Consider the following 22,368-nt stretch of genomic DNA (forward strand, 5'->3'; position numbering starts at 1 on the left):
GACCATCATATGCCGGCGTGTGCGGTGAAAAAGACAAGGCCCGCTTCAGCCGACCGTATTTGTGCAGAAGTTTGGTCAGGAACGCGAGGAGTAATAACGGTCGTCGAGGAACTCGCATGAGGTCCTGGAAGTCTGAATGTGGGCAACAGTTCGAAACCGGGAAGGATGTATAGTGAGTCGCACCGAGACCTTAACTTGGATTCAGGACAAAGTAGCGGAGACCATCCTCGTTGATACGCACGAGCATCTGGTCGAGGAGTCGCGCCGCATTTCTCCGCTCAACGACTGGCTTCTCCCCTGCGATGATTGGGCTTTGCTATTCAGAGACTACCTGCAGCACGATCTCCATTGTGCAGGGATGAGTGGCGCGGAGGAGAAGCAATTTTTTAATCCGGAGCTTTCGGCGATTGATAAGTTCAAGATAGTTTCGCCCTATTGGGAGCGCGTCCAGCATACTGGATATGGGCAGACGTTCTCCGTCACGATCAAGGAACTCTACGGCATAAACTCCTTCGCCATCGAAAACATTGAGCAGCTCGCCAGCCAATATCATGAAGTAAAGAAACCTGGCTTCTACGAACACATTCTCAAGCACGTCTGTCGCATCTCGGAATGCCACGTGAACTCATTGGAGCGGATATTCATGGAGACCGCTCAGCCACTGCTACTCAGGCAGGACCTCAGCATCATGGAGCTGAGCCGTTGCAACCTTACGGACATCAGGAACGTTGAATCAGAACTTGGCGTTCAGGTTAGTTCATTCGATGACTGGCTGGCCGCGATTGATCGGTATTTCGAGAAGTTTGGAACCAAGGCGGTCGCGGTAAAGTACGTAGGAGCCTATTACAGAGCTTTGAACTTCGGGCACGTCGAACGACATGTCGCGGAGCAAAGCTTTACTACACTTGTCGCAGCGCGGTCATTCTTAGGCTCAGACGGCACCCACGCGCTCGAAGATTACCTTTTTCACTATTGCCTAGGAAAGGCACTGGAATATCGGCTACCTGTGAAACTCCACACAGGATACTTAGCCACCAACGATTCGATGCCTCTAAGTCGAGTGCGGGAGAACGCCGTGGACGTCTGCCGATTGCTGGAGGCCTATCCCAACATTCGATTTGTACTCATGCACATTGGCTATCCGTATCAGGATGAGTATCTTGCCCTTTGTAAGCAATACAGCAATGCCTATGTTGACCTGTGTTGGGTGTGGATCATCAACCCGGTCGCATGCGTTCGTTTCCTTACCGAATTCCTCGTATCGGTCCCTGCTAACAAGATTCTCACGTTCGGCGGCGATTTCATCGTTGCAGAGAACGTCGTCGGCCATAGTGTGATCGCTCGCAGCGGTATCGCAGAGTCCGTATCGGCGTTAATTGATGGTAGGTGGATTGACCGAGGTGCGGTGCCCGAGCTGATTACCCGCCTCATGCAGTTGAACGCCGAGGAACTGTTCTCCAAGGAGAAATCGATTTGACTTTGCGCCAGCACGCTGGGCTTGTTCGAAGCCGTGACGGTTCGGCTTTGCAACCGGATTCAGGTAGTTGGAGGAAATCGAGTGGGAGGCCACGAGCTCCAAACTGCAACATTTTAATCGCGGAGCATGATTTTGACGCTTGCGCCAGACAGCAGGTCACGCAGTAAGCGCTATGTTTTTCCCCAACAGCGCCTATGCGTGCTCCGAACAATCAAGAGCCTTGTAACCGCCCGCGAGGCTCATTGCCAACGCGCAGACCTAGTCGTTGGCACTGAATAGCGCGGCGATGTAAACGCGCAGGGCCCTTTTCAACTCCCCGTCGCTAGGCGGCAATGAAGGAGCTTCTCGCTGTGATGATGACTCACTGTATGCCAACTCAGCCAATACGATGAGTATGATTGGAGATTGGTACCGTCATGGATAGGGAATATTTTAATATTTTGTTGCGGTTGAGCAATTGAGTTCGTCTTCAAGCTCGCCCAGGACGCGGCTTATTGCTGTGAAGGTCGTTCTGGATCCCTTGCGCCCGCGGAGGGGAACGAGGCCACGCCGACTTGGGTGGAATGCCGCAGCGGCGTTGTGCGTTTCAGATCTCGCGCGCGTGGCCGTGGGTGACTTAACGGCCGCCGACTAGCTGAGCCGCTCTTGCCGGCGACAACCACCCGAAAGGGTTAAACGGAGCAGGCAATCTCGCACATGGATTGGGTCACGGTTATTGGTTACCTCGCAGCTCTATGCTCGATGACCAGCTTTACCCCGCAAGTCTGGAAGATCATCAAAACCCGGGACACGAGCAGCATTTCAGCGCCGATGTACGCCATCTACGTGCTGGGACTTGCGTTCTGGCTGACCTTCGGAATTCTGAAAAACGAATGGCCCCTTATCATCACCAACGGCGTGTGCCTGATGCTTTCGACCTTCATTCTCGTCATGACGCTCCTTCCTCGCGCGAAGAAGGATGCCGTTGCGGACGCTCTCGACCCCGCCTCCTCAAGCACCGAGCAGTCGGGCGGGCGAGCTCGTCTGGCCAATTCAGAGATAAAACGGTCGAAATGACGCGCATCGCAACCTTCAACGTGAGTGGCGTCGCATGCAATTTAACGCCCCTGATGCATGCGGTGGCTCGCATCACTGGGCCCGACCGTTGGGCTCGTTTGACCAGGACGTGAAGCTGATTGCGCCGCAACTGGCCAAGCCATACCGTCAAACGCGGCAAGAACGATGCTGCCGATGCCGAAGCGCTGTGTGAGGGGAAGCGCCGCCCGACCATGCGCTTCGTTTCGGTAAAGACAGCTGATCAGCAGGCCGCCTTGATATTAATTGGGGTCAGGCAGATTACTTCACAATCGTACGCAACTGGCCAACGCCATTCGCGGCTTTGCGATGGAGTTCGGCATCATCGCGGCCAAAGGCATCTGCAGAATCGAACCGTTATTGGAGCGCTTGGTGGCTGATCAATCCCTGCCGGAAGCCGCCGACGAACGGCTGCACCGACGCCGGCAGGAAGGCCGTCTTCTCGTCACCGAACTTGAGGCCCGGCCGCGGACCGAGTGCGGATTCCAGGAATTATTCGGACGAGATTCCGATCAAAATCCGGACAGTGGTGGAGTGCACCCCTCGACTGAGACAAATAAATAGGGGACAGTTTCTGGATTGCAGGAACTGGAAATGGTTGGAAGAAAGCCGAGATTTAGCGAACAAGAGAAGCTCTCCATGCTCTTGCGGATGCAAAACGGGGAGAACGTCAGCCGATTAGCTGATGAACTGGGTATTCACCGCCAACGCTTATATGCCTTGCGTGAGCAGCTGCGGACGTGTGGCAATCTAATGCCGAGCCGCCCGGGGCGCCCAAAGAAGCGGCCTCCCGAGGCACCGCCAGATCGGCAAGCCTTGGCGGCAGGTTTTGCACTGTCGGCTGAACAGCGTCGTGCCGATGCATTGGCGAAAGCCCGCCGCCGCATTGTCGAACTTGAACGCAAGATTGGGCAGCAACAGGTTGAACTTGATTTTTTTCAAGAAGCCTTGCGGCATGTCAGGGGCAATCAACAGCAGAAAGACGCACCTGGCGGTGCAGCGTCTTCGAGGTCATTCAAAAAATGACAGCCCATGTGCCGCAAGGCTCTCCAGGAATTGAACAGATGTGCCGTCTCGCCGGCGTCAGCAGGGCTGGATACTACCGGCACTGGCGGCAGTCGGCGCCGCGGCAGGAAGAAACTGGTCTGCGAGATGTCATTCAAAGGCTGGCCTTGGCCAACCGGCACTATGGCTATCGCCGGATCGGCGCCCTTCTTGGCCGCGAGGGTTGGCAGGTAAACCACAAACGTGTGTTGCGGGTAATGGGGGAGGATAATCTCTTATGCTTGCGCACTCGGCCATTCGTGCCGCGCACTACAGATTCCCGGCACAGCTGGCGGGGGGTGCCGAACCTTGCCCGAGGCATGGAACTGACAGGCGTCAACCAGCTTTGGGTCGCCGACATCACGTATTTGCACCTTGCCGAGCAGTTCGCCTATCTGGCGGTTGTGCTCGATGCATTCAGTCGCAAGGTCATCGGATGGGCGCTCGAACTCCACTTGCGGGCCAGCCTTGCTGTCGATGCCCTAAAAATGGCGATCTCCGCACGTGTTCCGGTTCCCGGCAGTTTGATCCATCATTCCGACAGAGGCGTTCAATACGCTTGCACCACCTATTCGGATATCCTCCATGGGCATGGGATCCAGCCGAGCATGAGCCGGGTGGGGAACCCTTATGATAACGCACGCGCGGAAAGCTTCATGAAAACCTTGAAGCAGGAAGAAGTCGCAGGATTGGCCTATCGCGATGCACCAGATGCGCGGCGGCGTATCGCGAGCTTCATTGAAGATGTTTACAATCGGCAAAGGCTGCATTCAGCACTCAACTATCTCACCCCGGAGGAATACGAAAAGACCTTGTCGACACCGTCGGAAAATGCCGCACTTGGCATGAAGCTCCTCTATATCCACGAGGGGAACTTCATGCCGTCAAAGGCTCTCTGCCGGCGGGACAAGCGTTCGCGAGATTGCGGCGGTGCTCGGGATCGCCCGAAGTACGGTGCAAGACAACCTGGATCGAGCTAAGGCCGCTGGGTTGTACTGGCCATTGCCAGGAAAACTGACAGACGATGCTCTGGAGCATCGGCTTTTCACCCGCCCGGCGTCATGCAGGAACAGCCGCGATGTCACGAGCCAAGCTGGGCTAACTTTCCATCGACCTGAAGAAGCCCGGCGTGACGCTGCTGATCCTGTGGGAGGAATATCGCAGCGTCCATCCCGATGGTTATGGTTACAGTCGTTATGTTGCGGCCAAATTTATGTTGCGTCTCCGGGGGATGAGCCAAGGTCTCGGTGATTTCCTTGGCCCAAGCCGCCACATAAGAAGAACGGCGATGGTAGTTCTACAGGGCTTTCAGGAATGCCATTAATGACGGCAGAGATCGCTGCCGTGGGGGCTCTTTCAAGCCGCTGATATCAACCTTGGCCAACGCCTTGGCCTTCATTTCCAGATCAACCTCGGCGTAGATGTGCGTGGTGTCCAACGACACATGGCCGAGCCATGCGCGGATCGTGTTGATATCGACGCCGGCACGCAGGAGGTGGACGGCTGTCGTGTGCCGAATCGTATGGGGGCTGACGCGCTTCGTGGCCAGGGTCGGCACGGTTTTGCTCGCCATGGCGGCATATTGCGTCACGACGCGGTGTATTCCGAACCGTGTCAACGGTTCCTTCATCCGCCCCAGAAAGACTGCATCGTTCCTATCCCGATCGGTCACGAGGCGAGCCAGCGATATCGCCGTCGCTGGCCACAACGGGCAGATCCGGATCTTGTTTCCCTTACCATGAAGGCGCACTGACGGAGACGCGCCCAGCTGAAGATTGCCGACCGTCAACTTTGCTGCCTCATCGGCGCGCGCACCAGTGTTGTAGAGGAATAGCAGCAGGGCATGGTCGCGCACTCCAAGACTCACACGCCTGTCGGGTTGGCCCAGGAGCGCATCCATCTCAGCCTTTTCGAGATAGCCGATCGCGGCCTTTGCCGTCTTCTTGAATGGTATCGCCCTTATCTCGGAACACCAGGCCAGGTTGACCGGCGAGCGCATGCCGATGAAGCGTGCCAGTGAATGAATGGTCGCAAGCCGTTGGTTACGGGTTGCTTCGCTGCATCGGCGATCACGTTGCAGATGGTCGCAGGAATTTGCGGACGATTGCCGGCGTCAGCTCTTCCACCGTCATACGATCGATAGCACGACCTCCCTGCTTGCTTGCAAACGGCAGCAGCAGTGTAAGCGTGTCGCGGTAGCTGGCTTGGGTGTTGCGGGAAAGATTGCGTTCGGCAACCAGGTGCTCCAACAGGAAACGACGGATCCACGGACCAAGGAGGCTCTCATCCTTCATGGTTGGCCCCCATTGCGTATTGCGCAAAGCGCTGGCTGGCTGCATCGAGGAGATCCGGCGTCATGTGCAGATAGCGCTGCGTTGATCGTATATCGATGTGGCCAAGGTAGGTTGCGAGTGGCGGGAGCAACCGTTGCACGTCTTGACCGGAGCGATACCAGGCAATCACCCGGTGCACGGCGGCCGTGTGCCTAATATCGTGCAGTCGTGGCGGCCGAAGCTCGCCGATAGGGCAACTGATTCCGGCGGCTCGGCGGACATGCTGGAACCAGGAAATGACCCGCACGTAGTGCCACCGCCGGCCATCGCGCGTGGTGAACAACGGTGATTCTTGCCCGCGCAACAAAGGGAGAAGGCGCCGGCGCTCGATATGCGCAGCCAGCTCGCAGTTGAGCTTTGGTCCGATCGGCACAAGACGCGTTTTGAAGAACTTCGTGTCGCGGACAGTGATGATCTGCTCGGTCAGATCCACGTCGTGCAGGACCAAGCGAAGCGCCTCGCCGATGCGCATACCGCTACCGTAAAGCAGCAGGAGAAGGGTACGATAAATTGCCGACACCTGAGGACTGTGCCCAACCTTCAGGATCGAGGTCGCGTCCACCAGTCGACGTAGCTGTAAAAGTTTAAACTTTATCTGACAGACGGTGTCTTAGGCTGAAGCTTGAGCCGAGGCCGGGCGCGGAGTGGTCAGGGTTCGCAGCGCCCGGCCTCGGCGTTGGAAATGACACTGACATGACCAAGGACCAAAAGATCATCCGCGCCAAGGTGGGGCTGCTGGAGCTGGCCAAACAGCTCGGCAATGTCAGCCAGGCCTGCAAGATGATGGGCTATTCGCGCGACAGCTTCTACCGCTTCAAGGAGCTTTACGAGACTGGCGGCGAACTGGCGCTGCAGGAACTGACGCGCAGGAAGCCGCTGTTGGCCGCCGCCCGAGGTCGAGGCGATCATCCTCGAGCTGACGCTGGAATATCCCGCCTATGGGCAGACCCGCATCGCCAACGAAATGCGCAAGCGCGGCCACTCGGTCTCGCCGTCGGGCGTCCGCGGGGTGTGGCAGCGTCACGATCTGGAGACGATGAAGAAGCGGCTGAAGACGCTGGAGGCCAAGGTCGCCCAGGACGGTATCGTGCTCACCGAGAGCCAATTGGCGGCGCTGGAAAAGGCCAAGCTGGACAAGGAGGCGCATGGTGAGTTCGAGAGTGAATGCCCGGGCTATTGCGGCGGCCAGGACACCTTCTATGTCGGCAACATGAAGGGGGTCGGACGCATCTACCAGCAGACCTTCCTCGACACCTATTCGAAGGTCGCCTTCGCCAAGCTCTATGACCGCAAGACGCCGATCACCGCCGCCGATCTCCTCAACTCCGCGTGGTGCCGTTCTTCGACGCCCACGAGGTGAAGCTAAGCCGGGTGCTGACCGACCGCGGCACCGAATATTGCGGCAATCCCGAACACCACGAGTACGAGCTCTATCTGGCGGTTGAGGACGTGGATCATTCCCGCACCAAGACCAAGAACCCGCAGACCAATGGCATCGTTGAACGCTTCCACAAGACGGTGCTGGACGAGTTCTACCGGGTCGCCTTCAGGAAGAAGATCTACGGCTCGATCGAGGAGCTGCAGGCCGATCTGGATGAATGGGTCAGAAGTTACAATGAGCAGCGCCCACATCAGGGCCGCTGGTGCTTCGGCAAGACGCCGATGCAGACCTTCCTTGACACGGCCCCGCTGGCGAAGGAGAAAATGATCGCTGCCTGATCCTATCGGACAGGCAAAACCGACCATTCTCAGACGCCAACTGTCCGATCAAGTGCAAACTTCTACAACGTAGCTCTTCGGTCGAGTAGACGTACGGGGTCTGTTGCGGCGGCAGCTTCGGGATTGTTGTCGGCAGCGGCGAGAATGTCGCATGGCCGCGGCTGATGGCAAACCGGTAAAAGCCGCTCAGGACTTTGTAGCGCAGCATCCAGGCGGCGCTGAGCGAGCCGCTGCCTTGGAGAAACGCGGCTACCGTGTCTGGGGTAATCTCGCTGATCTCGGGATTGCCCAACACGCGGCAGAACCTGCGCAGCAGCACCTCGGCGGACTCGAAACGCATGCCTAATGACCGCTGCTTGGCCAGATAAACGTCGACGACGTCGGTCAGCATCATTGCAGCGCTCCCAGGTCGAATGCACCAACCTCGCGAAGAGCTGCCAAGTCCACCTTGGCGTAGATACTGGTTGTCGCCGCGCTACGGTGCCCCAGGTGGTCATCGACAGACCTTCGGCAAGAAGCCGGGAGGCGCAGGCATGGCGCAGCGCGTGCCCCCCGCGATGGGCCGCTTCGATTCCAAGCGCGACAAATCTGCGGTTCGCGACATCATAGATGCTCCCCGCCTTCAACGGCCGACGGGGCGCTTGCATGCAGAGGAAGACTTCCGGGCACGACGATGACGGCCGTATCGTGTCGATGTAGTGGGCGAGCGCCTCAGCAACAGACGAGACGAGCGGATAAATCTGCGGCTGGCGGCGCTTCAAACGGAAAAGCCGTAGCGTCCGACCGGCCCAGTCGATCTGATCGAGGCGCAATGCCACTACTTCCCCGCTGCGCATTCCATAGACCGCAAGCAGCAGCAGGATTGCACGATCGCGGATGTCCCGCGGCTTGTCGGTCTCGGCATCGGCCAACATGCGTTGCACGTCTGACCAGTCCGGGGCGTACGGCAGAGACTCCTGTCGGTAGAGTCGGGGGCGGCAAATCGATCCGGCTAGGCTGTCGGCGCACATTCCCCGCTTTCCTGCGCAGCGCAGAAATCCGCGCAGAGCCGAAGCCGTGTTGGCGACCGAGACGCGGGACCATCGTCCCGTTGCCTGGGTAACGAAATAAGCGTCGATGTCCGCGGCCTGAAGAGCCCCGAGTTGCCGGTTCGTCTGCTCGCACCAGCGCAGGAACCTACCGATCACACGGGTCCATTGCTCGAGTGTCGATAGTGTGAAGCCGCGCTCGTCGCGCATCCATCTCACATACTCATCGAGTTGGTTCTGATACTCGAACCCGGCACTCGGTTCACGCCACCAACCGAGAAATCGAAGCCAAGGTCGTCCGATATCGACTACTCTTCGCGCCGCGGTGACCGCTCCGTGGGCCTGTTGCCTCTCAATGGCAATCCGTCGAAGTGCCTCGATGTCGATGCCTTCCGAAGCGGCATCCGGGCCGAGACGCGTAGCAATCCACAACAGCTCGCTGCGCTTGGTTCTGAGAGAAAAGGGAGTGGCGCCGCGTTCCGCGCAGTGGCGAAGGTAACGACTCCGCTCTTCGGCAAACGGCGCGACATCATTGTGGTGGCCCGACGAGTGGCCGGCATCAGTCGTCTGATCCATAGCAAACCTCCATTGGAAAGGCTTGCTAGTGTCCTGATCGCGTAATTCGTGCGATTATTGCGTTGATTCGATTGGAGATGCAATGCATGGCACGAGTTGCTGCGACCATCGACTTGAGCGCCGAGGAACGCAAGGAGCTTGAAGGTCTGTCTCGCCGGCGGCGAACGGCGCAAGGTCTGGCGCAGCGGGCAGAGATTGTGTTGTTGGCGGCCGAGAGGCTTGAGAACAAAGTGATCGCGCAGCGCGTCGGGGCGGTTGAGAACACGGTCGGCAAGTGGCGACGCCGCTTTGCCCAAGATCGGCTGGATGGCCTCTACGATGAGCCGCGGCCGGGTCGGCCACGAGAGATCGGCGATGATGCGATTGCCGAGACGATCCGCCTGACGCTGGAGGCGACACCGCGCGAAGCCACGCATTGGAGCCTGCGCTCGATGGCGCGCGCGGTCGACCATGCGCCATCGACAATCCATCGGATATGGAAAGCCTTCGGCCTTCAGCCGCACCGCGCAGAAAGCTTCAAGTTGTCGAGCGATCCTTTGTTTGTCGAGAAGGTGCGCGACATCGTCGGCCTCTACATGGCACCGCCCGAACACGCGCTGGTCCTGTGCGTGGACGAGAAGAGCCAGATCCAGGCGCTCGATCGTAAGAAGCCGATCTCGGCGCCCAGGTGCTTGGGATCGGCGGCGATGGTGCGCAGGGTCTCGGCGGCGGCGCGGAAGAGCAGGCCGTAGACGAGAGCCTTGTTGTGATAGGCGATGGCGGCAATGTCGCCGGGCAGCGTGAAGACGACGTGAAAGTATTGCGTGTCGAGGAGCTCGGCGCGACGATCCTCCAGCCATTGCGCGCGAGCCACCGATTGGCAGCGGGGGCAATGCCTGTCGCGGCAGCTGTTGAAGGCGATGCGCCGGTGGCCGCATTGATCGCATGCTTCGACATGCCCGCCGAGCGCGGCGGTCCGGCACAGTTCGATCGCCGTCATGACGCGGCGCTGGGCGGTCGACAGCGACGCGTCATGCTGCTCGCGATAGGCTTCGCCGTAGCAGCGGAAGATATCCGCCACTTCCGGCCCCGAGCGGGCCATCGGCGCGAGCTCAGAAGTACTGAGGCTTGGCGGCCGGCGGCACGGTGGGCGCCGGACGCGGTAAGAGCTCGAAGGGGCTCGATGTGGCGCAGACCTTGTTGGTGGCAATCCGCAGGTAATGGGCGGTGGTCGCGAGGCTGCGGTGACCGAGCAGCAGTTGAATGGTGCGCACGTCGGCGCCGGCCTCCAACAGATGGACGGCGAAGGCGTGCCGCAAACTGTGCGGCGTGACCGGTTTGGACAAGCCGGAGAGGTCGCACGCTTTCGCGCAGGCCTGTCCCACCGCACCCCTGGTGATCGGCTGGCCGGCACGATCGCCGGGGAAGAGCCACGCCTTTGGCCGCCGCAGCTTCCAATAGTCACGCAGGATCTCCAGCAGCTTGGGCGACAGCATCACGTAACGGTCCTTCTGGCCTTTGCCCTGCTCGACGCGGATGACCATTCTCTGGCTGTCGATGCCCGTGGGCTTTAGCTGAACCGCTTCCGAGATGCGCAAGCCGGCGGCATAGCAAGTGGTCAGGATGGCGTGGTGTTTGACGTCGAGGACGCAGCCGAGGAACCGCTGAACTTCCTCGGCACTGAGGATGATCGGCAGCTTCTGCGGCTTCTTGGGAAGCGGCAGGACCTCTTCAGGCGCCCAATCCCTCTCGAGCGTCACACTGTAGAGAAAGCGCAGCGCCGCAATTGCTGTGTGGATCGAACCAGGCGACAGCTTCTTCTCGTTGGTCAGATAGACCTGATAGGTCCGAATATCCTCGCGCCCGAGCAAGTCCGGCGACTTGCCGAAGTGACGCGCATACAGCGACACCTGCTGAAGATAGGAGAGTTGGGTGTTGAGCGCGAGGTTGCGCACCTCCATGTCCTCGCTCATGCGCTGGCGAAGTTGGGTCATGACAAGCTCCTTTGTCCGATGGAATAGGCTGCAAGCAGCCACTCCATGCTGACGCAGTCGGAGCTTGTTGTGGACACATGAACCAGCGCGACAGACGACGCGATCAGATCACGCTGTCGGCACTCACCCTCCTTGCCGCTCCGCATTCGCGGAGCGGGTTAGTCCAACGACTAATATGTTCAGCATAACACTTTAGTCGTTTCAGCGAGCTGTTCCGCGGTTTCGAGCAGTGTCTTTCGCCGACGATGGGCCAGGAACATGCGGCCGGCGACAAGGTCGTCGTGGACTATTCCGGCAAGAAGGTGCCGATCGTCGATCGCAAGACCTGCGAAGTCCGCGAGGCGGAGCTGTTCCTCGGCGTTCTCGTCGCATCAAGCTACACCTATGCGGAAGCGACCTGGACCCAGACATTGCCGGACTGGATCGGTTCGCATCTACGCATGTTCAGCTTTTTCGCCGGTGTGCCCCGCCTGATCGTGCCCGACCAGCGGAATACCGTCGCCCGAAATCATAGCCACCGCGGCCCTGCCGAATGGTTACGTGTTTGAAAAGAACATACGCTGCTTTGGTGTTGGCCAATCCTAGCACGCCAAGGGAGAGCTAGCTGTGAGCTTTCAGTAGGTTGTCCATCCGGTCCGAACCGAGGATGCTGAGGTTGTCAAAGCTTCAGAGTCCAAGGAGGGACCGGATGAACGTCCACAAGAATGCCCGTTTGACGTCGTGGGGTCGAGAGCGTCTTGCACGAGCGGTGCTGAGCGGGCGGACGCCGGAGGCCGCCGCACGAGCCGCAGGCGTCTGCCCGCGGACGGCACGCAAGTGGGTTGCGCGGTTCGAGGCTGAAGGCATTGAGGGACTGAAGGATCGCTCGTCGCGGCCGCATCGGCTGCACCGGCCGACCCCGATGGCCGTGGTCGAACAGGTTGAGGCCTTGCGCCGGCAGCGCTTCACCGGCAAGCAGATCGCCGCCGAGCTGGGCGTATCGCCGGCCACCGTCAGCCGGGTTCTCAGCCGCCTCGGCCTCAATCGCATTCAGGCGCTCGAACCGGCGGAACCGATCCGCCGCTACGAGCGCGAGCATCCGGGCGAACTGATCCACATCGACATCAAGAAGCTCGGCCGCTTCGACAGGGCCGGCCACCGCATCACCGGCGATCGCCAGGCCGGCCGCTCGCGAGCCGTCGGCTGGGAGTTCGTCCACGTCTCAATCGACGATGCCTCCCGCGTCGGCTTCTCCCAGATCCTACCCGACGAGAAAAAGGAGAGCGCCGTCGCTTTCCTCAGGACAGCCGTCGCCTACTACCTCAGCCTGGGCATAGCTGTTGCGCGGGTGATGACCGACAACGGCTCATGCTATCGCTCAAAAGCCTTCCGCGATGCTTGCCGCGATCTCGGGCTCAAGCACATCCGCACCCGACCCTACACCCCCAAAACCAATGGCAAAGCCGAACGCTTCATCCAGACGGCGCTCCGGGAATGGGCCTATGCCCAAGCCTATCCGACCTCAGACCACCGCGCTCACGAGCTGCCGATCTGGCTGCACAGATACAACTGGCATCGTCCGCACGGCAGTCTAAAATCCAAGCCGCCCATCAGCCGCCTCGCGCTGGATCGGGACAACCTGTTGAGGCTCCACAGCTAGCGCCCATCGCACCTCCCATGCGCTCCACCAACAGGTGCAGCCGCAGGCCGAGATGTCCATCCGCTAAATTTCAACAGCAAGTTCCTGATCGTCCATGCACCTAGCGCTCCGCGATTCCGCGCCCGACAAGGAATCACACGAGCTTCAACCAGCAAAAGAGATGTGGGGTTGGAAGCACCGGCGGACGGATACTTTCTCCTCCGCTACGCCGTCTTTTTCTGTCCGCTCGACGGCGTGAGGTGGGCCTCCTTGAGGAGATAAAAGGCATCGTTGATCACGAATCCGTCGAGGCCTGCCGCCCGAGCGTAAGCTAGCAAGTCGCTTGTACGATTGATGAAGCCGGTCCCGTTGAAGTTCAGCGACGTGTTACAGAGAACGCCAACCCCGCTTTTCGCTTTAAACGAAGTGAGCAACTGAAACAGGCGCGGGTTTTGCTCCTGTGATACGGTCTGAGCCCGCGCTGTGCCGTCAACGTGCGTGACGGCTCTCAATCGGCTATCGAGAACTTTCTGGAAAAGGAGCATATAGGGCGAAGGGCGTGCTAAATCGAAGTGGAGCGCGACATCCTCCTCCAAGCAAACGGGCGCGATCGGGCGGAAACCCTCCCGGTTCTTGATGCGGTTTAACCTCTCATGAGTTGCCGTTGAGAAGGGCGCAGCGAGAATTGACCGGTTGCCGAGCGCTCGCGGCCCGATTTCGCAATTCCCCTGTACCCAGCCGATCACCTTGTCGCCGAGCAAGGCCGAGGCCACTTCGCTGTAGTCGAGTGGATGGACCTCGAGTCCGGTCCGGTCGATTTCGTCAAATATGAAAGGTTGGCCTGAATAGACGTTCCACTTGATCTTAGCATTGCCGGTGAAATGCCGCATCGCGTCGACTGCGCTCCCGATCGCTGAACCTGTATCATTTGTGCACGGTGGGATGAAAACATCGGAAAAGAGGTTCGTTTCGACCCATCGGCGATTCCACTCGCAATTCAACCCGCAGCCGCCGGCAATCAGCAGCGGGAACCCCTTTGTCAAGTTCTTCTTCGCAAAGGTGTGGAAGGAATCGAAGATGGCGTCCGAAACGCGCTTGGCGAGGTTGGTAAACTTCTGATGAGTTACGCCAATGTTGTAGTAGGGCGAATTTCGAAGATCCTCCTTGGACAACGGGGACTGATCGCTTGGGAGCAGGAAATCAATCAGCCCCTGCTCGTCCCGGTCAGACGATCCGGTCTGCCCATAGGCGCAAAGCGCCATTACCTTGCCGGCGTCTTCGATACGCGGTGGTCCTTTGGGCAAGATGAATTTCGGATCGGCGAGCGCATAAAGGAAAGCATATTTGTCACCAGGCTTTGCCATCACTTTTCCCCGATGCACGACTTGCAGATACTCATCAATTTCATAGAAATCGCCAAACCAACCTTCCCAGATCAGCACGTAACAGGGCATCCCGGTAGGGAATGGCGACATGCCGTAGGAGCCCCAGATATGGGAGCGCTCGTGCGTGGAGGAATAGAAGTGCACCTTGCGGCCAAAAATCATCCTCTCGCCGACAACATCCGATCCCTGAGCTATGCCGGAGTATCCTACCGGGTCGTGGCGAAATCCCGTCTCCCACCCACCGACGGCAATGATATCCGGAATGGCGTCTAAGCGCCCAGCGGCTTCGAGGATAGTCATCGGGTTAATGGTCGAATATCTGGGAAAGCTATCCTTCTCAGCCTCGTATGAACAAATCAGCTCGGCTGCTGACACATCTAACGCTGCAATTGTGCCATCATGGCCCGGCTTGAAAGACATTATCTTCATGTTTCTATTACTCCCTAGGGCGATGCCGCTTTTTTGCACGAAATTCCTTAATCCGCTCAGCACTTTTGCCGCTTTTATCCGCGAAAGAACCATCCGTTGCTTGCACGCCGCGTCGAAAGTTCCAAGCCCCACCCTATAGGCAGCAGGATCGACTCGATATCCTTCCTCAGGCGGATGTGGTGGCGGTAACTCTCACCAGCGACCGGATCGGGGCTCGTGATGTTGTCGGCGATGACGTAGGCTAACGGAGCGAGCTTTGGATAAAGTGCGTCAAGCGCTGGAATATAATAGCTGTTCCAGAGATCGATCAGACAGAACTCGATTTCCCCGTCCAAGCCATCAATTTCTTCAATTGCTTCTCCCGAACGGAAAACAACATGCCCTTCCAGTCCGGCTTGTCTCAGCATGTGGTTCGCGAAGATTTGCTTTTCTGCATCAAAATCGCAGCTCGTCACGATCCCGCTATTCGCGCGCGCTGCCTCGGCCAAGTAAATTGTCGAATAGCCATAGGACGTCCCAAGCTCAAGAATAGAGCGCACCTTTGATGTCTTAAGAAAAGAATTCATGAATTGGCCACAATCGGGTCCAACCGGAAGCAAAACGGCTTGTGGAGCATCCGGCAGAGAAAGCAGCGTGCCGGACTCGCACCGATAACGTTCTTCATATTTGACAATAACCTTTTTAACTTCGGTATGCATTTCTTGGCTCCATCCAGAAGAAAAATATATATTAGTTTAGGCGTTATTATTATAAAACAGCCTTTCCGCCGCGAATACCTCGGATTATATTGTAACATTAAAATTTCTCTGTATTGTATGGTATCTTTCTGCATGGATTTCACACGCCGGATGCACACAATTAAATACTTAATGCGCTTCAACTTACCACGCACCAGAGCAATGGCAAGTGCATTTACTGATAAGTTTTTGTTAATACTTGTGGCAAAATATTCTAACATATGAATAGGGCACGGATTGCCGGAGGGCTGGGATTCAGGCCTAGAGCAGATTCGACTTATTCCGGGTCATAGCCGGCTGCCTCGAAATAGTGCCTGCATTCCTCGGCTGTGAAAGCTGCGAGGCAGTTGGCCACGACCGACCAGAGTTCGTCGATGGTTCGGGTTGCAGCCTTTCTCAGGAGAGCCTTGAGTTTCGAGAAAGCCATCTCGATCGGGTTGAAGTCGGGCGAGTATGGCGGCAGGAACAGGAGCCGCGCACCAACCTTCTCGATCGCCTCGCGCACGCCGCTGATCTTGTGGGCGGGCAGGTTGTCCATGACCACGATGTCGCCGGGGCGAAGCTCGGGTGCGAGAACCTGCTCCGCATATGCGAGGAAGGCAGAACCATTCATAGGGCCATCGAGCAGCATTGGCGCCGCCAAGCCGCCCAGCCGCAGGCCGGCCGTGAATGTGGTGGTCTTCCAATGGCCGTGAGGAACGGCCGCCCGGCATCGTTCGCCGCGTAGGCTGCGGCCACGCAACCGCGCCATCTTTGTGGATGCTGCGGTCTCATCGATGAAAATCAGCCTCTCGGGGTCGAGATCGAGCTGGCCATCGAACCAGGTTCTGCGGCGGCGCAGGACATCGGGGCGCTGCTGTTCGGCGGCGTGCGCCGTCTTTTTTTGAACGTGATGCCGCGCCGGTCGAGGTACAGCCAGACCGTGGACGACGCTGCCCGCACGCCGCGCTCGGCGGCAAGGCGCTCCCCGATCTCGGCAAGCGTGATGTCCGGCGCGTCCTCGATGAGGCCAAGAATGAAGGCCTCATGCGCATCGAGCTTCGAACGCGACGGCTGGCCCTGCTTGCGCGCTTCCTTCTCGCCGGTCTCGCGATAACGGCGATACCAACTCCCGGCCGTCGAAATACCGATCCGGAAGCGACGCGCCGCCTCCCGCGTCGAAACCCCATCTTCAATGGCCGCAATCACGCGCCCACGAAGGTCCGCGCTCAGGCTCCTCGTCATCATCACCTCCTCGCAAATCACCGGGACAGTGAATCAGACAGGACCTATCGCGTGAATCCCCAAACCGACTCTGTGTTCATCAAAGATGCTCTAGATAGCTGACGAGCTTCGGCGGTTCGTTGAAGCGCGATACTTCGCCGATCGCCGCCGTCGTGGCCAGCGCGACGGTCATGTCGACGCCGGGAATTGTAATCAGCCGCTTCGCGTCATCATTAGCGAGAGCCGAGCGGGCAAGATCGCGCTCGATGACCCGGAGATCCTCGCCGAGCCGATCGAACTCGCGCAGGTGCCGCTTGATCGCCAGACGCTCGTCCTCCGGAACGACCTGCTCATTCAGCCAATCCTGGCTCTTGCCCGCATAGGTCGGCATGCGGAGTGGACGAGATCAGATGCGCATGCAGGCATGCAGGATCGCCTCGGTGATGTCGACACCCGGACTGAAGCAGATGCATTGCTATCGTGTGTCGATTATGTCTTGATCGAGGTAGGCGCCACAGCGCGGCGATGGAGCTGCTGCAAGCAGGAGTCGATTGCTCGGTGATCGCTCTGTGACATGCTATGGAATTTACCCAGCACTGAACGTGCCTCAGCTGCCCGCCTATTACCGAACGTCTGGATGCGCGGAGCGTGTTCGCGACGCGAAGACGGATCTGCTCAAGATCTGCGAAAGTTGGGGGATATCCGCGAGGCGCTGGAAACGCAGACTGTATGACATGATGCGGGAAAGAAAGATTTGAACGTGACGAGTTGCTGCGGGAGAAGGACCGTTTGCATGTCACCTTGGTCGAACTGTCGACAGAGCTCGCCGTGGAGGGGTCGCGCAGGCACATCTGTTGGGACATCATCCTTTCTCCTGTTCCGCTCAACAAGCCGAACCGTATCAGGTGGCGCGACTTGCCCCATATTGCTGGAGCGGATTAAGCTTGAAGCGTTCGGGCTGTGCAGCCCAAGCCTTGCAGATGAACTCATAGGGCGTGAGGCCTTTGAGGGTCTTGAGCCTGCGGCCGAAGTTGTAGGCCGAGATGAAGTCGGCAAGGTGCTGGCGCAGCTGATCATGGCTCTCATAGTAGAAGCGCCTGACGGTCGCATCCTGGATGGTCCGGTTCATCCTCTCGACCTGGCCGCCTTCTCATGCAGTTCGACGAAGGCGAACTTCGAGGTGCGATCGATGGCGACGAACATGTGCAGCTTGCCCTGCTCGGTGCGCACCTCGGCGACGTCGATGTGGAAGTAGCCGATCGGATAGGTCTTGAACTTCTTCTTCGCCGGCCTGTCGCCTTCGACATCCGGCAGGCGGCTGATGCCATGACGCTGCAGACAACGATGCAGTGACGAACGCGTCAGGTGTGGGATCGTGGGTTGTAAGGCATAGAGGCAGTCATCGAGCGGCAACAGAGTGTAGCGTCGGAAGGCGACGATGACGGCCTCCTCCTCGGGCGAGAGCACCGTCGATCTCGGCTCTCTTGGACCGGTCGGCAGATCGGCCACCGAGGCCCTGCTCCCGCCATTTAGCGACGGTCTTCTGGTTGATCCCATAGCGTTTGGCACCGCCCTCAGGCTCTCTTGACTATGCTGTATCGCTCGACGGATCGCCTCTGTCGTCGTGGCGCTCCCATGAAGAACCTGGCCCATAGTGCATCCTTTGATTCGGAGGATAAGGATGCCCCATCAAAACCTGGGATCAAACATCTAGGAAGACACCGAACGCAGGGCAGGTTACGCTTCGGTTAGTCGTGGCACTCTCATCATCACAACCCTTCCGCCGAAAAGAAATGAAATAGTCGATACGATTATCGCCATTTCCCTCGTAGCCTTGCTGCCGCGTTCAACCGCTGCCGCCAAGACTGCCTTGTCCGCTCCGCGATTCTCGCCCCAAGCTGCTCAAACCTGATCTGTTGTACTGGAATGCATCGCCGATGGAAGGTGTGGAAACAAACTGCCGTCGAAGATCTGATCGAGATTCTTTGCGACATAATCGGGAGCGCCGTTCTCGTCTTGACGCAACTCGCCGCAGTTGTTGAGGCCAGTGGTTACGAGAAGTGCATCGAGCCCGGCAGCCTTTGCACCCTTGATATCAGTATCAACCTGATCGCCGACCATCAAAAGACGGTCGGTACCGGCCCGAGCGATGCACTCTTCGAAAATCGCTCCTCCTGGCTTGCCCATAAACTCTACTGAGATTGGAGGAGCTCCGAAGGACGCTAGTCCTGCCTTAAGCATTGGCCCTATTATGCTTGGTCCAAAGACGAAGCCGTTTTTGCTGGGATAAATGATGTCCGCGTTTGCCGCTATCATACGGGGCATCTCGCCCGTCTCGATCAGTCTGCGTTGAAAGGTCGACAGGATGTGATCGGCAGCCCGTTTAAAATCGAAACCTTCGTCATCGAGCACTAAGAGTGTATCGAATGTCTCGGCCGAGTCAGCGCGATGAAGATTTGGATGCTTGCCGAGGATCTCATGCGCAGCGTGTGCACTGCCCACATACGAAACTAGCCGCCCGGCCGCCAGCTCTTCGAGTACGCGATGTCGCGCAACACCTCCCGCGGACACGATACGGTCGACCGCCGGAATCGGAAGTCCCGCGCCGCGGAGACGTGCGAATATTGTTTCATCCGATCCACTGCTGATATTCGTCACGATGTAGTATGGCTGACCGGACATATTAAGTCGGGCCAAGATATCAGCAGCGCCGGGGAGCGCTTCATTTTCGCTGATCAGGACCCCCATCGCGTCGAAAAGTATCGCGTCATAGCAATCTGCCAGTGTCTGAGGAGGACGCTCGAGCGTTGGTAGGCTGTCGAGGGCCGCGGTCAGAGCACAGGCCGACGCCGTCCCTGGCTGAACCGCACGCGTCTTAAACGGCGGAAAGTAGCCTTGATAAGCCTCTTGCAACGCTCTGATGCGCCAGTCGTCGCGTGTGATCTTGCCGCGGCAGTGTGGGGCGCCACACTTACAGCCGGAAAAGCCGCCTGCCGGAGATCCGGTCATTGCGTAATCAGGAGCTCGACGGGCCCCTCCTTGCTCGCAATGATATGTTGCATCGCCACAAGCGTATCGGAGAGGCCGACATTCGGTTCACAGCTATGATTGATTGCTCCGATCCGTGAGATCTCATCAGCGTTTTCGGGGCAACCGTACCAGCGCGGGTGAGCCTGATGGCCGAACTTGCCCGCCTTCGCCACATAGGCATCGATATGATCGGCTGGATCGAGGCGGCCACCGAACCGTACAATGATTTCGCCCTTGCGGACGGACCTTATCGCGAAAAGGCCATGTCCTGTTGGGTCAACGCTGCGCTGCATCTTGACGGCTTCTGGGGCCCATTTGCCCGCTGGGGGCAGAATCTTCTCCGGCAGTTGGACACGAAAGTACACACTTGCAGTAGGTTCTGAGTAGATCGGCCGCTTTTGTTGAGTCATCATCCTTGAACAAGCTCTCTGTCACGCACGACTATCGCGTCGGGGGGTATGCTGGCCTCGCACGTCTCGCTGTAAGTCCAGGTCAGCCACTCGCATAAAATCGACAAGTCATCTGCCTCGACCGTAGGCCCCGCCCATATCCGAAATCCCGGTGGCGCGTCACCATAGCTCCAGATGTCAAAAGCCGCGCCTTCGGCTTCGAGTAGACGGATCATCCCCGCAACGATTTTACCGTCGTCCTCTTTCTCGCCGGCAGCGAGCTGCTCTCGTACAAGCCGAAGAGTAATTGAACAGGTGGAGCGTGCTGCCGGATTGGTGCAAGTCCAATCAATCCAAGGAGTAGAGTTCACCCAGTCGGCCATCACAGCATAGTTATTGGCAACCCTTTTCAGAAGCGCGGGTAGTCCGCCGCAGGCTTCGGCCCAGTCGAGCGCAGAGTGGATATCCTCGACGGCGAACATGCTGGGGGTCGAGATCGTCCGGCCGCCAAAGAACGCTTTGTTCACAGATCCGTCGGGGTTGTGCAGTCTCATGAGCCTAGCTACAGGCTTACGTCCGCCGGCTTTCAGCCGTGCCTGGGCTCGAGGCGAGAGCGCGATCATGCCATGGCCGCCTTCGCCGCCAAGCGCCTTCTGCCATGACCAGCACAGAACATCGATCCGATCGAAGTCGAAGCGCCTCGTAAAAGCTGCCGAGACGGCATCTGCGATCACAAGCCCGGCACGGTCAGCAAGAATCCAGTCGAGATCCGGTGGACAAACGCCGCTGCTGGTCCCGTTTAGCACTAGAACGATGTCGTGATTGGGGTCGATCCTGCTAGTGTTCGGAAAATCTCCGTAAGCACAAATGTGCCGCCTTTGGGGGGCAAGCGCCAACGTATCGATCTCATTTGCCCAATACTGCGAGAAGCTGTCTGACAAGAATGTCTCGACTGGAAAAGGGCCGAGTAGATTTTGTAAGGCCATGCTGCAGGCCCCAGTGCCCGAACCGGGCACGATTCCGCAGAGCCAGCTATCAGGCAGCTCTAGCAAAGAGGCCATGCGCCTGATTACCTCTCCTAGCTTTTCTGCTCCCTCGGAGCTCCGGTGACTTCGTCCAACATAGCGCAGCATAGTTGGGTGCACGCTCCAACCAGGATGTTTACGACAAGGGCCTGATGCAAACCGCGGATCCGACGGGAGGACCGATGGTTTCACAACCGCATTTGGTAGAGTCATGGCTTCCTCCAAATTGGGAAAAAGGGGCGCCTCAACGGAGATATCTGCGATCAGGCGATGTCCTGCGCCATCACCGCCGCCAGCTTTTCATTGGCAAAACTCATCCGTTCATCGGCGCGGAGGTCCGAAAGGCGCCTGATAATCGCAGCGTCAGACAATGCCCCTCCTTCACGTAGCTTTTGAACATAGGACGGATGGATAAAGTTTGAGCCCGCGAATTGATATGCCGCGCTGCTGCCCCAGCCATACCGTTTGCGAAGCGGATCGAAGTGACGCAGGACGTGCTCGAGGAGTGCCCGTTCCTTGGATGTTTCGAGGCGAGTGAGAATCGGCAGGAGCTGCTCACTAGCCGTATTTCCTGCCCCGCGGCCCATGCCGCCCATGGTGCAGTCTATCCAGGTCGCTCCCGCCATCGCGGCGGCCACTGAATTGACCAGTGCATATCCGCGGTTGTCATGGCCGTGGAATCCGATGTCAGGCTCAATCCGACCCGCAAACCGGTCGATAAATTCCTGAACGCGAGTCGGCTTCATAGAGCCAAAGGAATCGGCAATATAAAGCACGTCGATGGTGTCGATCTGCTTTACCTCCTTGAGGCACATCTCAACTTCTGCAGCATTTGCTGCATCGATCTGCATGAGATTCAAAAACACACGGAAGCCCCTGTGAGACAACTCAGCGCAAATGTTCCGGCAGGCGGCCAAGTTGCTGTAATGCGCCGCCACGCGGACGGTCGTGATATGCCCTGGCACTAGTCCTTCCATCAGGCGGGTCACGGCAAGGGGTATAGGCAGTTCGCTCGCAAACGCATCCTTGGCATCGATCATCACGCATGCCTTGGCCAGGAGGCCAGCAGCCACCTGTTCGGCCTTAGAGCTCGTCACACTGGCGAAATATCCGTGGCTCTCAGGCTTCCCGGCGAGGCCCAGCTCGACCATGCGCACTGGGAGAGTGTTGATAGTGGCGACATAGTCCGACACCAGTTCCGGCGCGAAATCCCAACCTGTGTAGTAGCCACCGTCGCGCAAGGTGCAGTCTAGGAAGTTCACGTCATCTGGCATTGTGCTTAACATTGCCCAGCCTCCTCCAAATTCATAACATCGAAGCATCCTGCA

The 22,368-nt window shown here is 58.3% G+C and carries 19 protein-coding genes and 5 pseudogenes; 9 read left to right on the top strand and 15 right to left on the bottom strand.

The window, feature by feature from the left end; genetic code table 11:
* Positions 1–172: 172 nt before the first annotated feature.
* The 5 genes and pseudogenes from IHQ72_RS33880 to IHQ72_RS33900 all read left to right on the top strand — a co-directional run bounded on the left by IHQ72_RS33880 (position 173) and on the right by IHQ72_RS33900 (position 4,575).
* Entirely contained in the window at positions 173–1,477 is a 1,305-nt protein-coding gene (locus IHQ72_RS33880; RefSeq protein ID WP_258120138.1) for an amidohydrolase family protein, read from the top strand.
* A gap of 696 nt (positions 1,478–2,173) precedes the next feature.
* Entirely contained in the window at positions 2,174–2,533 is a 360-nt protein-coding gene (locus tag IHQ72_RS33885) for a SemiSWEET family sugar transporter (protein ID WP_258120140.1), read from the top strand.
* Between the two features lie 46 nt (positions 2,534–2,579).
* Positions 2,580–3,010 (top strand): annotated as a pseudogene (locus tag IHQ72_RS33890) (transposase); the annotation flags it as partial.
* 120 nt (positions 3,011–3,130) lie between these two features.
* Positions 3,131–3,577, top strand: coding sequence for a transposase (locus IHQ72_RS33895; protein ID WP_258120142.1), 447 nt, complete (start codon positions 3,131–3,133; stop codon positions 3,575–3,577).
* Positions 3,574–4,575 carry an IS3 family transposase gene (locus IHQ72_RS33900; protein ID WP_258120144.1) on the top strand — a complete coding sequence of 334 codons (1,002 nt, stop codon included), beginning with the start codon at positions 3,574–3,576 and terminating at the stop codon, positions 4,573–4,575. The genes IHQ72_RS33895 and IHQ72_RS33900 overlap by 4 nt, the downstream gene beginning before the upstream one ends.
* Before the next feature lie 317 nt (positions 4,576–4,892).
* On the opposite strand, the gene IHQ72_RS33905 is transcribed toward IHQ72_RS33900, so the two are convergent.
* From IHQ72_RS33905 to IHQ72_RS33915, 3 genes are all read right to left on the bottom strand, one after another.
* A complete protein-coding gene (locus tag IHQ72_RS33905; RefSeq protein WP_258120145.1) occupies positions 4,893–5,594 on the bottom strand; it encodes a tyrosine-type recombinase/integrase in 702 nt (233 codons plus the stop codon).
* A gap of 70 nt (positions 5,595–5,664) precedes the next feature.
* Complete coding sequence (locus IHQ72_RS33910) at positions 5,665–5,889, bottom strand: site-specific integrase (protein ID WP_258120147.1); 225 nt, start codon at positions 5,887–5,889, stop codon at positions 5,665–5,667.
* Positions 5,879–6,490 carry a tyrosine-type recombinase/integrase gene (locus IHQ72_RS33915; RefSeq protein WP_374120303.1) on the bottom strand — a complete coding sequence of 204 codons (612 nt, stop codon included), beginning with the start codon at positions 6,488–6,490 and terminating at the stop codon, positions 5,879–5,881. Before IHQ72_RS33915 ends, IHQ72_RS33910 begins: the two co-directional genes overlap by 11 nt.
* Before the next feature lie 131 nt (positions 6,491–6,621).
* On the opposite strand from IHQ72_RS33915, the pseudogene IHQ72_RS33920 reads away from it, so the two are divergent.
* Positions 6,622–7,647, top strand: a pseudogene (locus IHQ72_RS33920) (IS481 family transposase).
* A 62-nt stretch (positions 7,648–7,709) separates the two neighbouring features.
* On the opposite strand, the gene IHQ72_RS33925 reads toward IHQ72_RS33920, so the two are convergent.
* A complete protein-coding gene (locus IHQ72_RS33925; RefSeq protein WP_258120149.1) occupies positions 7,710–9,251 on the bottom strand; it encodes a tyrosine-type recombinase/integrase in 1,542 nt (513 codons plus the stop codon).
* A gap of 86 nt (positions 9,252–9,337) precedes the next feature.
* Between IHQ72_RS33925 and IHQ72_RS33930 the strand changes: the two are divergent.
* A pseudogene (locus tag IHQ72_RS33930) lies at positions 9,338–9,907 on the top strand (IS630 family transposase); the annotation flags it as partial.
* Here IHQ72_RS33930 and IHQ72_RS33935 read toward each other — a convergent pair.
* Together IHQ72_RS33935 and IHQ72_RS33940 are read right to left on the bottom strand one after the other, a co-directional pair.
* Positions 9,895–10,332, bottom strand: a pseudogene (locus tag IHQ72_RS33935) (IS91 family transposase); the annotation flags it as partial. The pseudogenes IHQ72_RS33930 and IHQ72_RS33935 overlap by 13 nt on opposite strands.
* A 10-nt stretch (positions 10,333–10,342) precedes the next feature.
* The gene (locus tag IHQ72_RS33940; RefSeq protein ID WP_258120150.1) at positions 10,343–11,224 is read right to left on the bottom strand and encodes a tyrosine-type recombinase/integrase; all 882 of its coding nucleotides are present in this window, start codon (positions 11,222–11,224) and stop codon (positions 10,343–10,345) included.
* Between the two features lie 281 nt (positions 11,225–11,505).
* Here IHQ72_RS33940 and IHQ72_RS33945 point away from each other — a divergent pair, with 281 nt between their 5' ends.
* Complete coding sequence (locus tag IHQ72_RS33945) at positions 11,506–11,772, top strand: hypothetical protein (protein WP_374120304.1); 267 nt, start codon at positions 11,506–11,508, stop codon at positions 11,770–11,772.
* A 140-nt stretch (positions 11,773–11,912) separates the two neighbouring features.
* Positions 11,913–12,863: an IS481 family transposase gene (locus IHQ72_RS33950; protein ID WP_258120152.1), complete on the top strand. Its 951-nt coding sequence runs from the start codon at positions 11,913–11,915 to the stop codon at positions 12,861–12,863.
* 203 nt (positions 12,864–13,066) lie between these two features.
* Here the strand turns inward: IHQ72_RS33950 and IHQ72_RS33955 are convergent, their stop codons facing one another.
* The 9 genes and pseudogenes from IHQ72_RS33955 to IHQ72_RS33995 all read right to left on the bottom strand — a co-directional run bounded on the left by IHQ72_RS33955 (position 13,067) and on the right by IHQ72_RS33995 (position 22,326).
* On the bottom strand, positions 13,067–14,749 hold the full coding sequence (locus IHQ72_RS33955) for a carbamoyltransferase C-terminal domain-containing protein (RefSeq protein ID WP_258120153.1): 1,683 nt from the start codon (positions 14,747–14,749) through the stop codon (positions 13,067–13,069).
* Positions 14,731–15,354, bottom strand: coding sequence for an O-methyltransferase (locus IHQ72_RS33960; protein ID WP_258120154.1), 624 nt, complete (start codon positions 15,352–15,354; stop codon positions 14,731–14,733). The genes IHQ72_RS33955 and IHQ72_RS33960 overlap by 19 nt, the downstream gene beginning before the upstream one ends.
* Before the next feature lie 316 nt (positions 15,355–15,670).
* Positions 15,671–16,617 (bottom strand): IS630 family transposase gene (locus tag IHQ72_RS33965; RefSeq protein ID WP_258120155.1). Its coding sequence is split into 2 segments (ribosomal slippage): positions 15,671–16,278 and positions 16,278–16,617, totalling 948 coding nucleotides; the frame shifts between segments, so codons are not numbered across the junction.
* 79 nt (positions 16,618–16,696) lie between these two features.
* On the bottom strand, positions 16,697–16,987 hold the full coding sequence (locus IHQ72_RS33970; RefSeq protein WP_258120156.1) for a transposase: 291 nt from the start codon (positions 16,985–16,987) through the stop codon (positions 16,697–16,699).
* 510 nt (positions 16,988–17,497) lie between these two features.
* Positions 17,498–18,249: pseudogene (locus IHQ72_RS33975) on the bottom strand (IS3 family transposase).
* A 249-nt stretch (positions 18,250–18,498) separates the two neighbouring features.
* The gene (locus IHQ72_RS33980) at positions 18,499–19,605 is read right to left on the bottom strand and encodes an HAD-IIA family hydrolase (RefSeq protein WP_258120157.1); all 1,107 of its coding nucleotides are present in this window, start codon (positions 19,603–19,605) and stop codon (positions 18,499–18,501) included.
* Positions 19,602–20,039: an SET domain-containing protein-lysine N-methyltransferase gene (locus tag IHQ72_RS33985; RefSeq protein WP_258120158.1), complete on the bottom strand. Its 438-nt coding sequence runs from the start codon at positions 20,037–20,039 to the stop codon at positions 19,602–19,604. The genes IHQ72_RS33980 and IHQ72_RS33985 overlap by 4 nt, the downstream gene beginning before the upstream one ends.
* Complete coding sequence (locus IHQ72_RS33990; RefSeq protein WP_258120159.1) at positions 20,036–21,076, bottom strand: PLP-dependent aminotransferase family protein; 1,041 nt, start codon at positions 21,074–21,076, stop codon at positions 20,036–20,038. Before IHQ72_RS33990 ends, IHQ72_RS33985 begins: the two co-directional genes overlap by 4 nt.
* 227 nt (positions 21,077–21,303) lie before the next feature.
* On the bottom strand, positions 21,304–22,326 hold the full coding sequence (locus IHQ72_RS33995; protein ID WP_258120160.1) for a hydroxymethylglutaryl-CoA lyase-like TIM-barrel protein: 1,023 nt from the start codon (positions 22,324–22,326) through the stop codon (positions 21,304–21,306).
* Positions 22,327–22,368: the final 42 nt, after the last annotated feature.

Source organism: Mesorhizobium onobrychidis, assembly GCF_024707545.1.
GTDB lineage: Bacteria > Pseudomonadota > Alphaproteobacteria > Rhizobiales > Rhizobiaceae > Mesorhizobium > Mesorhizobium onobrychidis.

Excerpts from the sequence above, each read along its gene's own strand:
- IHQ72_RS33985 (WP_258120158.1), bottom strand. The coding sequence starts at position 20,039 with ATGATGACTCAACAAAAGCGGCCGATCTACTCAGAACCTACTGCAAGT.
- IHQ72_RS33940 (WP_258120150.1), bottom strand. The coding sequence starts at position 11,224 with ATGACCCAACTTCGCCAGCGCATGAGCGAGGACATGGAGGTGCGCAAC.
- IHQ72_RS33980 (WP_258120157.1), bottom strand. The coding sequence starts at position 19,605 with ATGACCGGATCTCCGGCAGGCGGCTTTTCCGGCTGTAAGTGTGGCGCC.
- IHQ72_RS33900 (WP_258120144.1), top strand. The coding sequence starts at position 3,574 with ATGACAGCCCATGTGCCGCAAGGCTCTCCAGGAATTGAACAGATGTGC.
- IHQ72_RS33910 (WP_258120147.1), bottom strand. The coding sequence starts at position 5,889 with ATGAAGGATGAGAGCCTCCTTGGTCCGTGGATCCGTCGTTTCCTGTTG.
- IHQ72_RS33950 (WP_258120152.1), top strand. The coding sequence starts at position 11,913 with ATGAACGTCCACAAGAATGCCCGTTTGACGTCGTGGGGTCGAGAGCGT.
- IHQ72_RS33970 (WP_258120156.1), bottom strand. The coding sequence starts at position 16,987 with ATGCCGACCTATGCGGGCAAGAGCCAGGATTGGCTGAATGAGCAGGTC.
- IHQ72_RS33885 (WP_258120140.1), top strand. The coding sequence starts at position 2,174 with ATGGATTGGGTCACGGTTATTGGTTACCTCGCAGCTCTATGCTCGATG.
- IHQ72_RS33960 (WP_258120154.1), bottom strand. The coding sequence starts at position 15,354 with ATGCATACCGAAGTTAAAAAGGTTATTGTCAAATATGAAGAACGTTAT.
- IHQ72_RS33990 (WP_258120159.1), bottom strand. The coding sequence starts at position 21,076 with ATGGCCTCTTTGCTAGAGCTGCCTGATAGCTGGCTCTGCGGAATCGTG.
- IHQ72_RS33995 (WP_258120160.1), bottom strand. The coding sequence starts at position 22,326 with ATGTTAAGCACAATGCCAGATGACGTGAACTTCCTAGACTGCACCTTG.
- IHQ72_RS33925 (WP_258120149.1), bottom strand. The coding sequence starts at position 9,251 with ATGGATCAGACGACTGATGCCGGCCACTCGTCGGGCCACCACAATGAT.
- IHQ72_RS33905 (WP_258120145.1), bottom strand. The coding sequence starts at position 5,594 with ATGCGCTCGCCGGTCAACCTGGCCTGGTGTTCCGAGATAAGGGCGATA.
- IHQ72_RS33955 (WP_258120153.1), bottom strand. The coding sequence starts at position 14,749 with ATGGTTCTTTCGCGGATAAAAGCGGCAAAAGTGCTGAGCGGATTAAGG.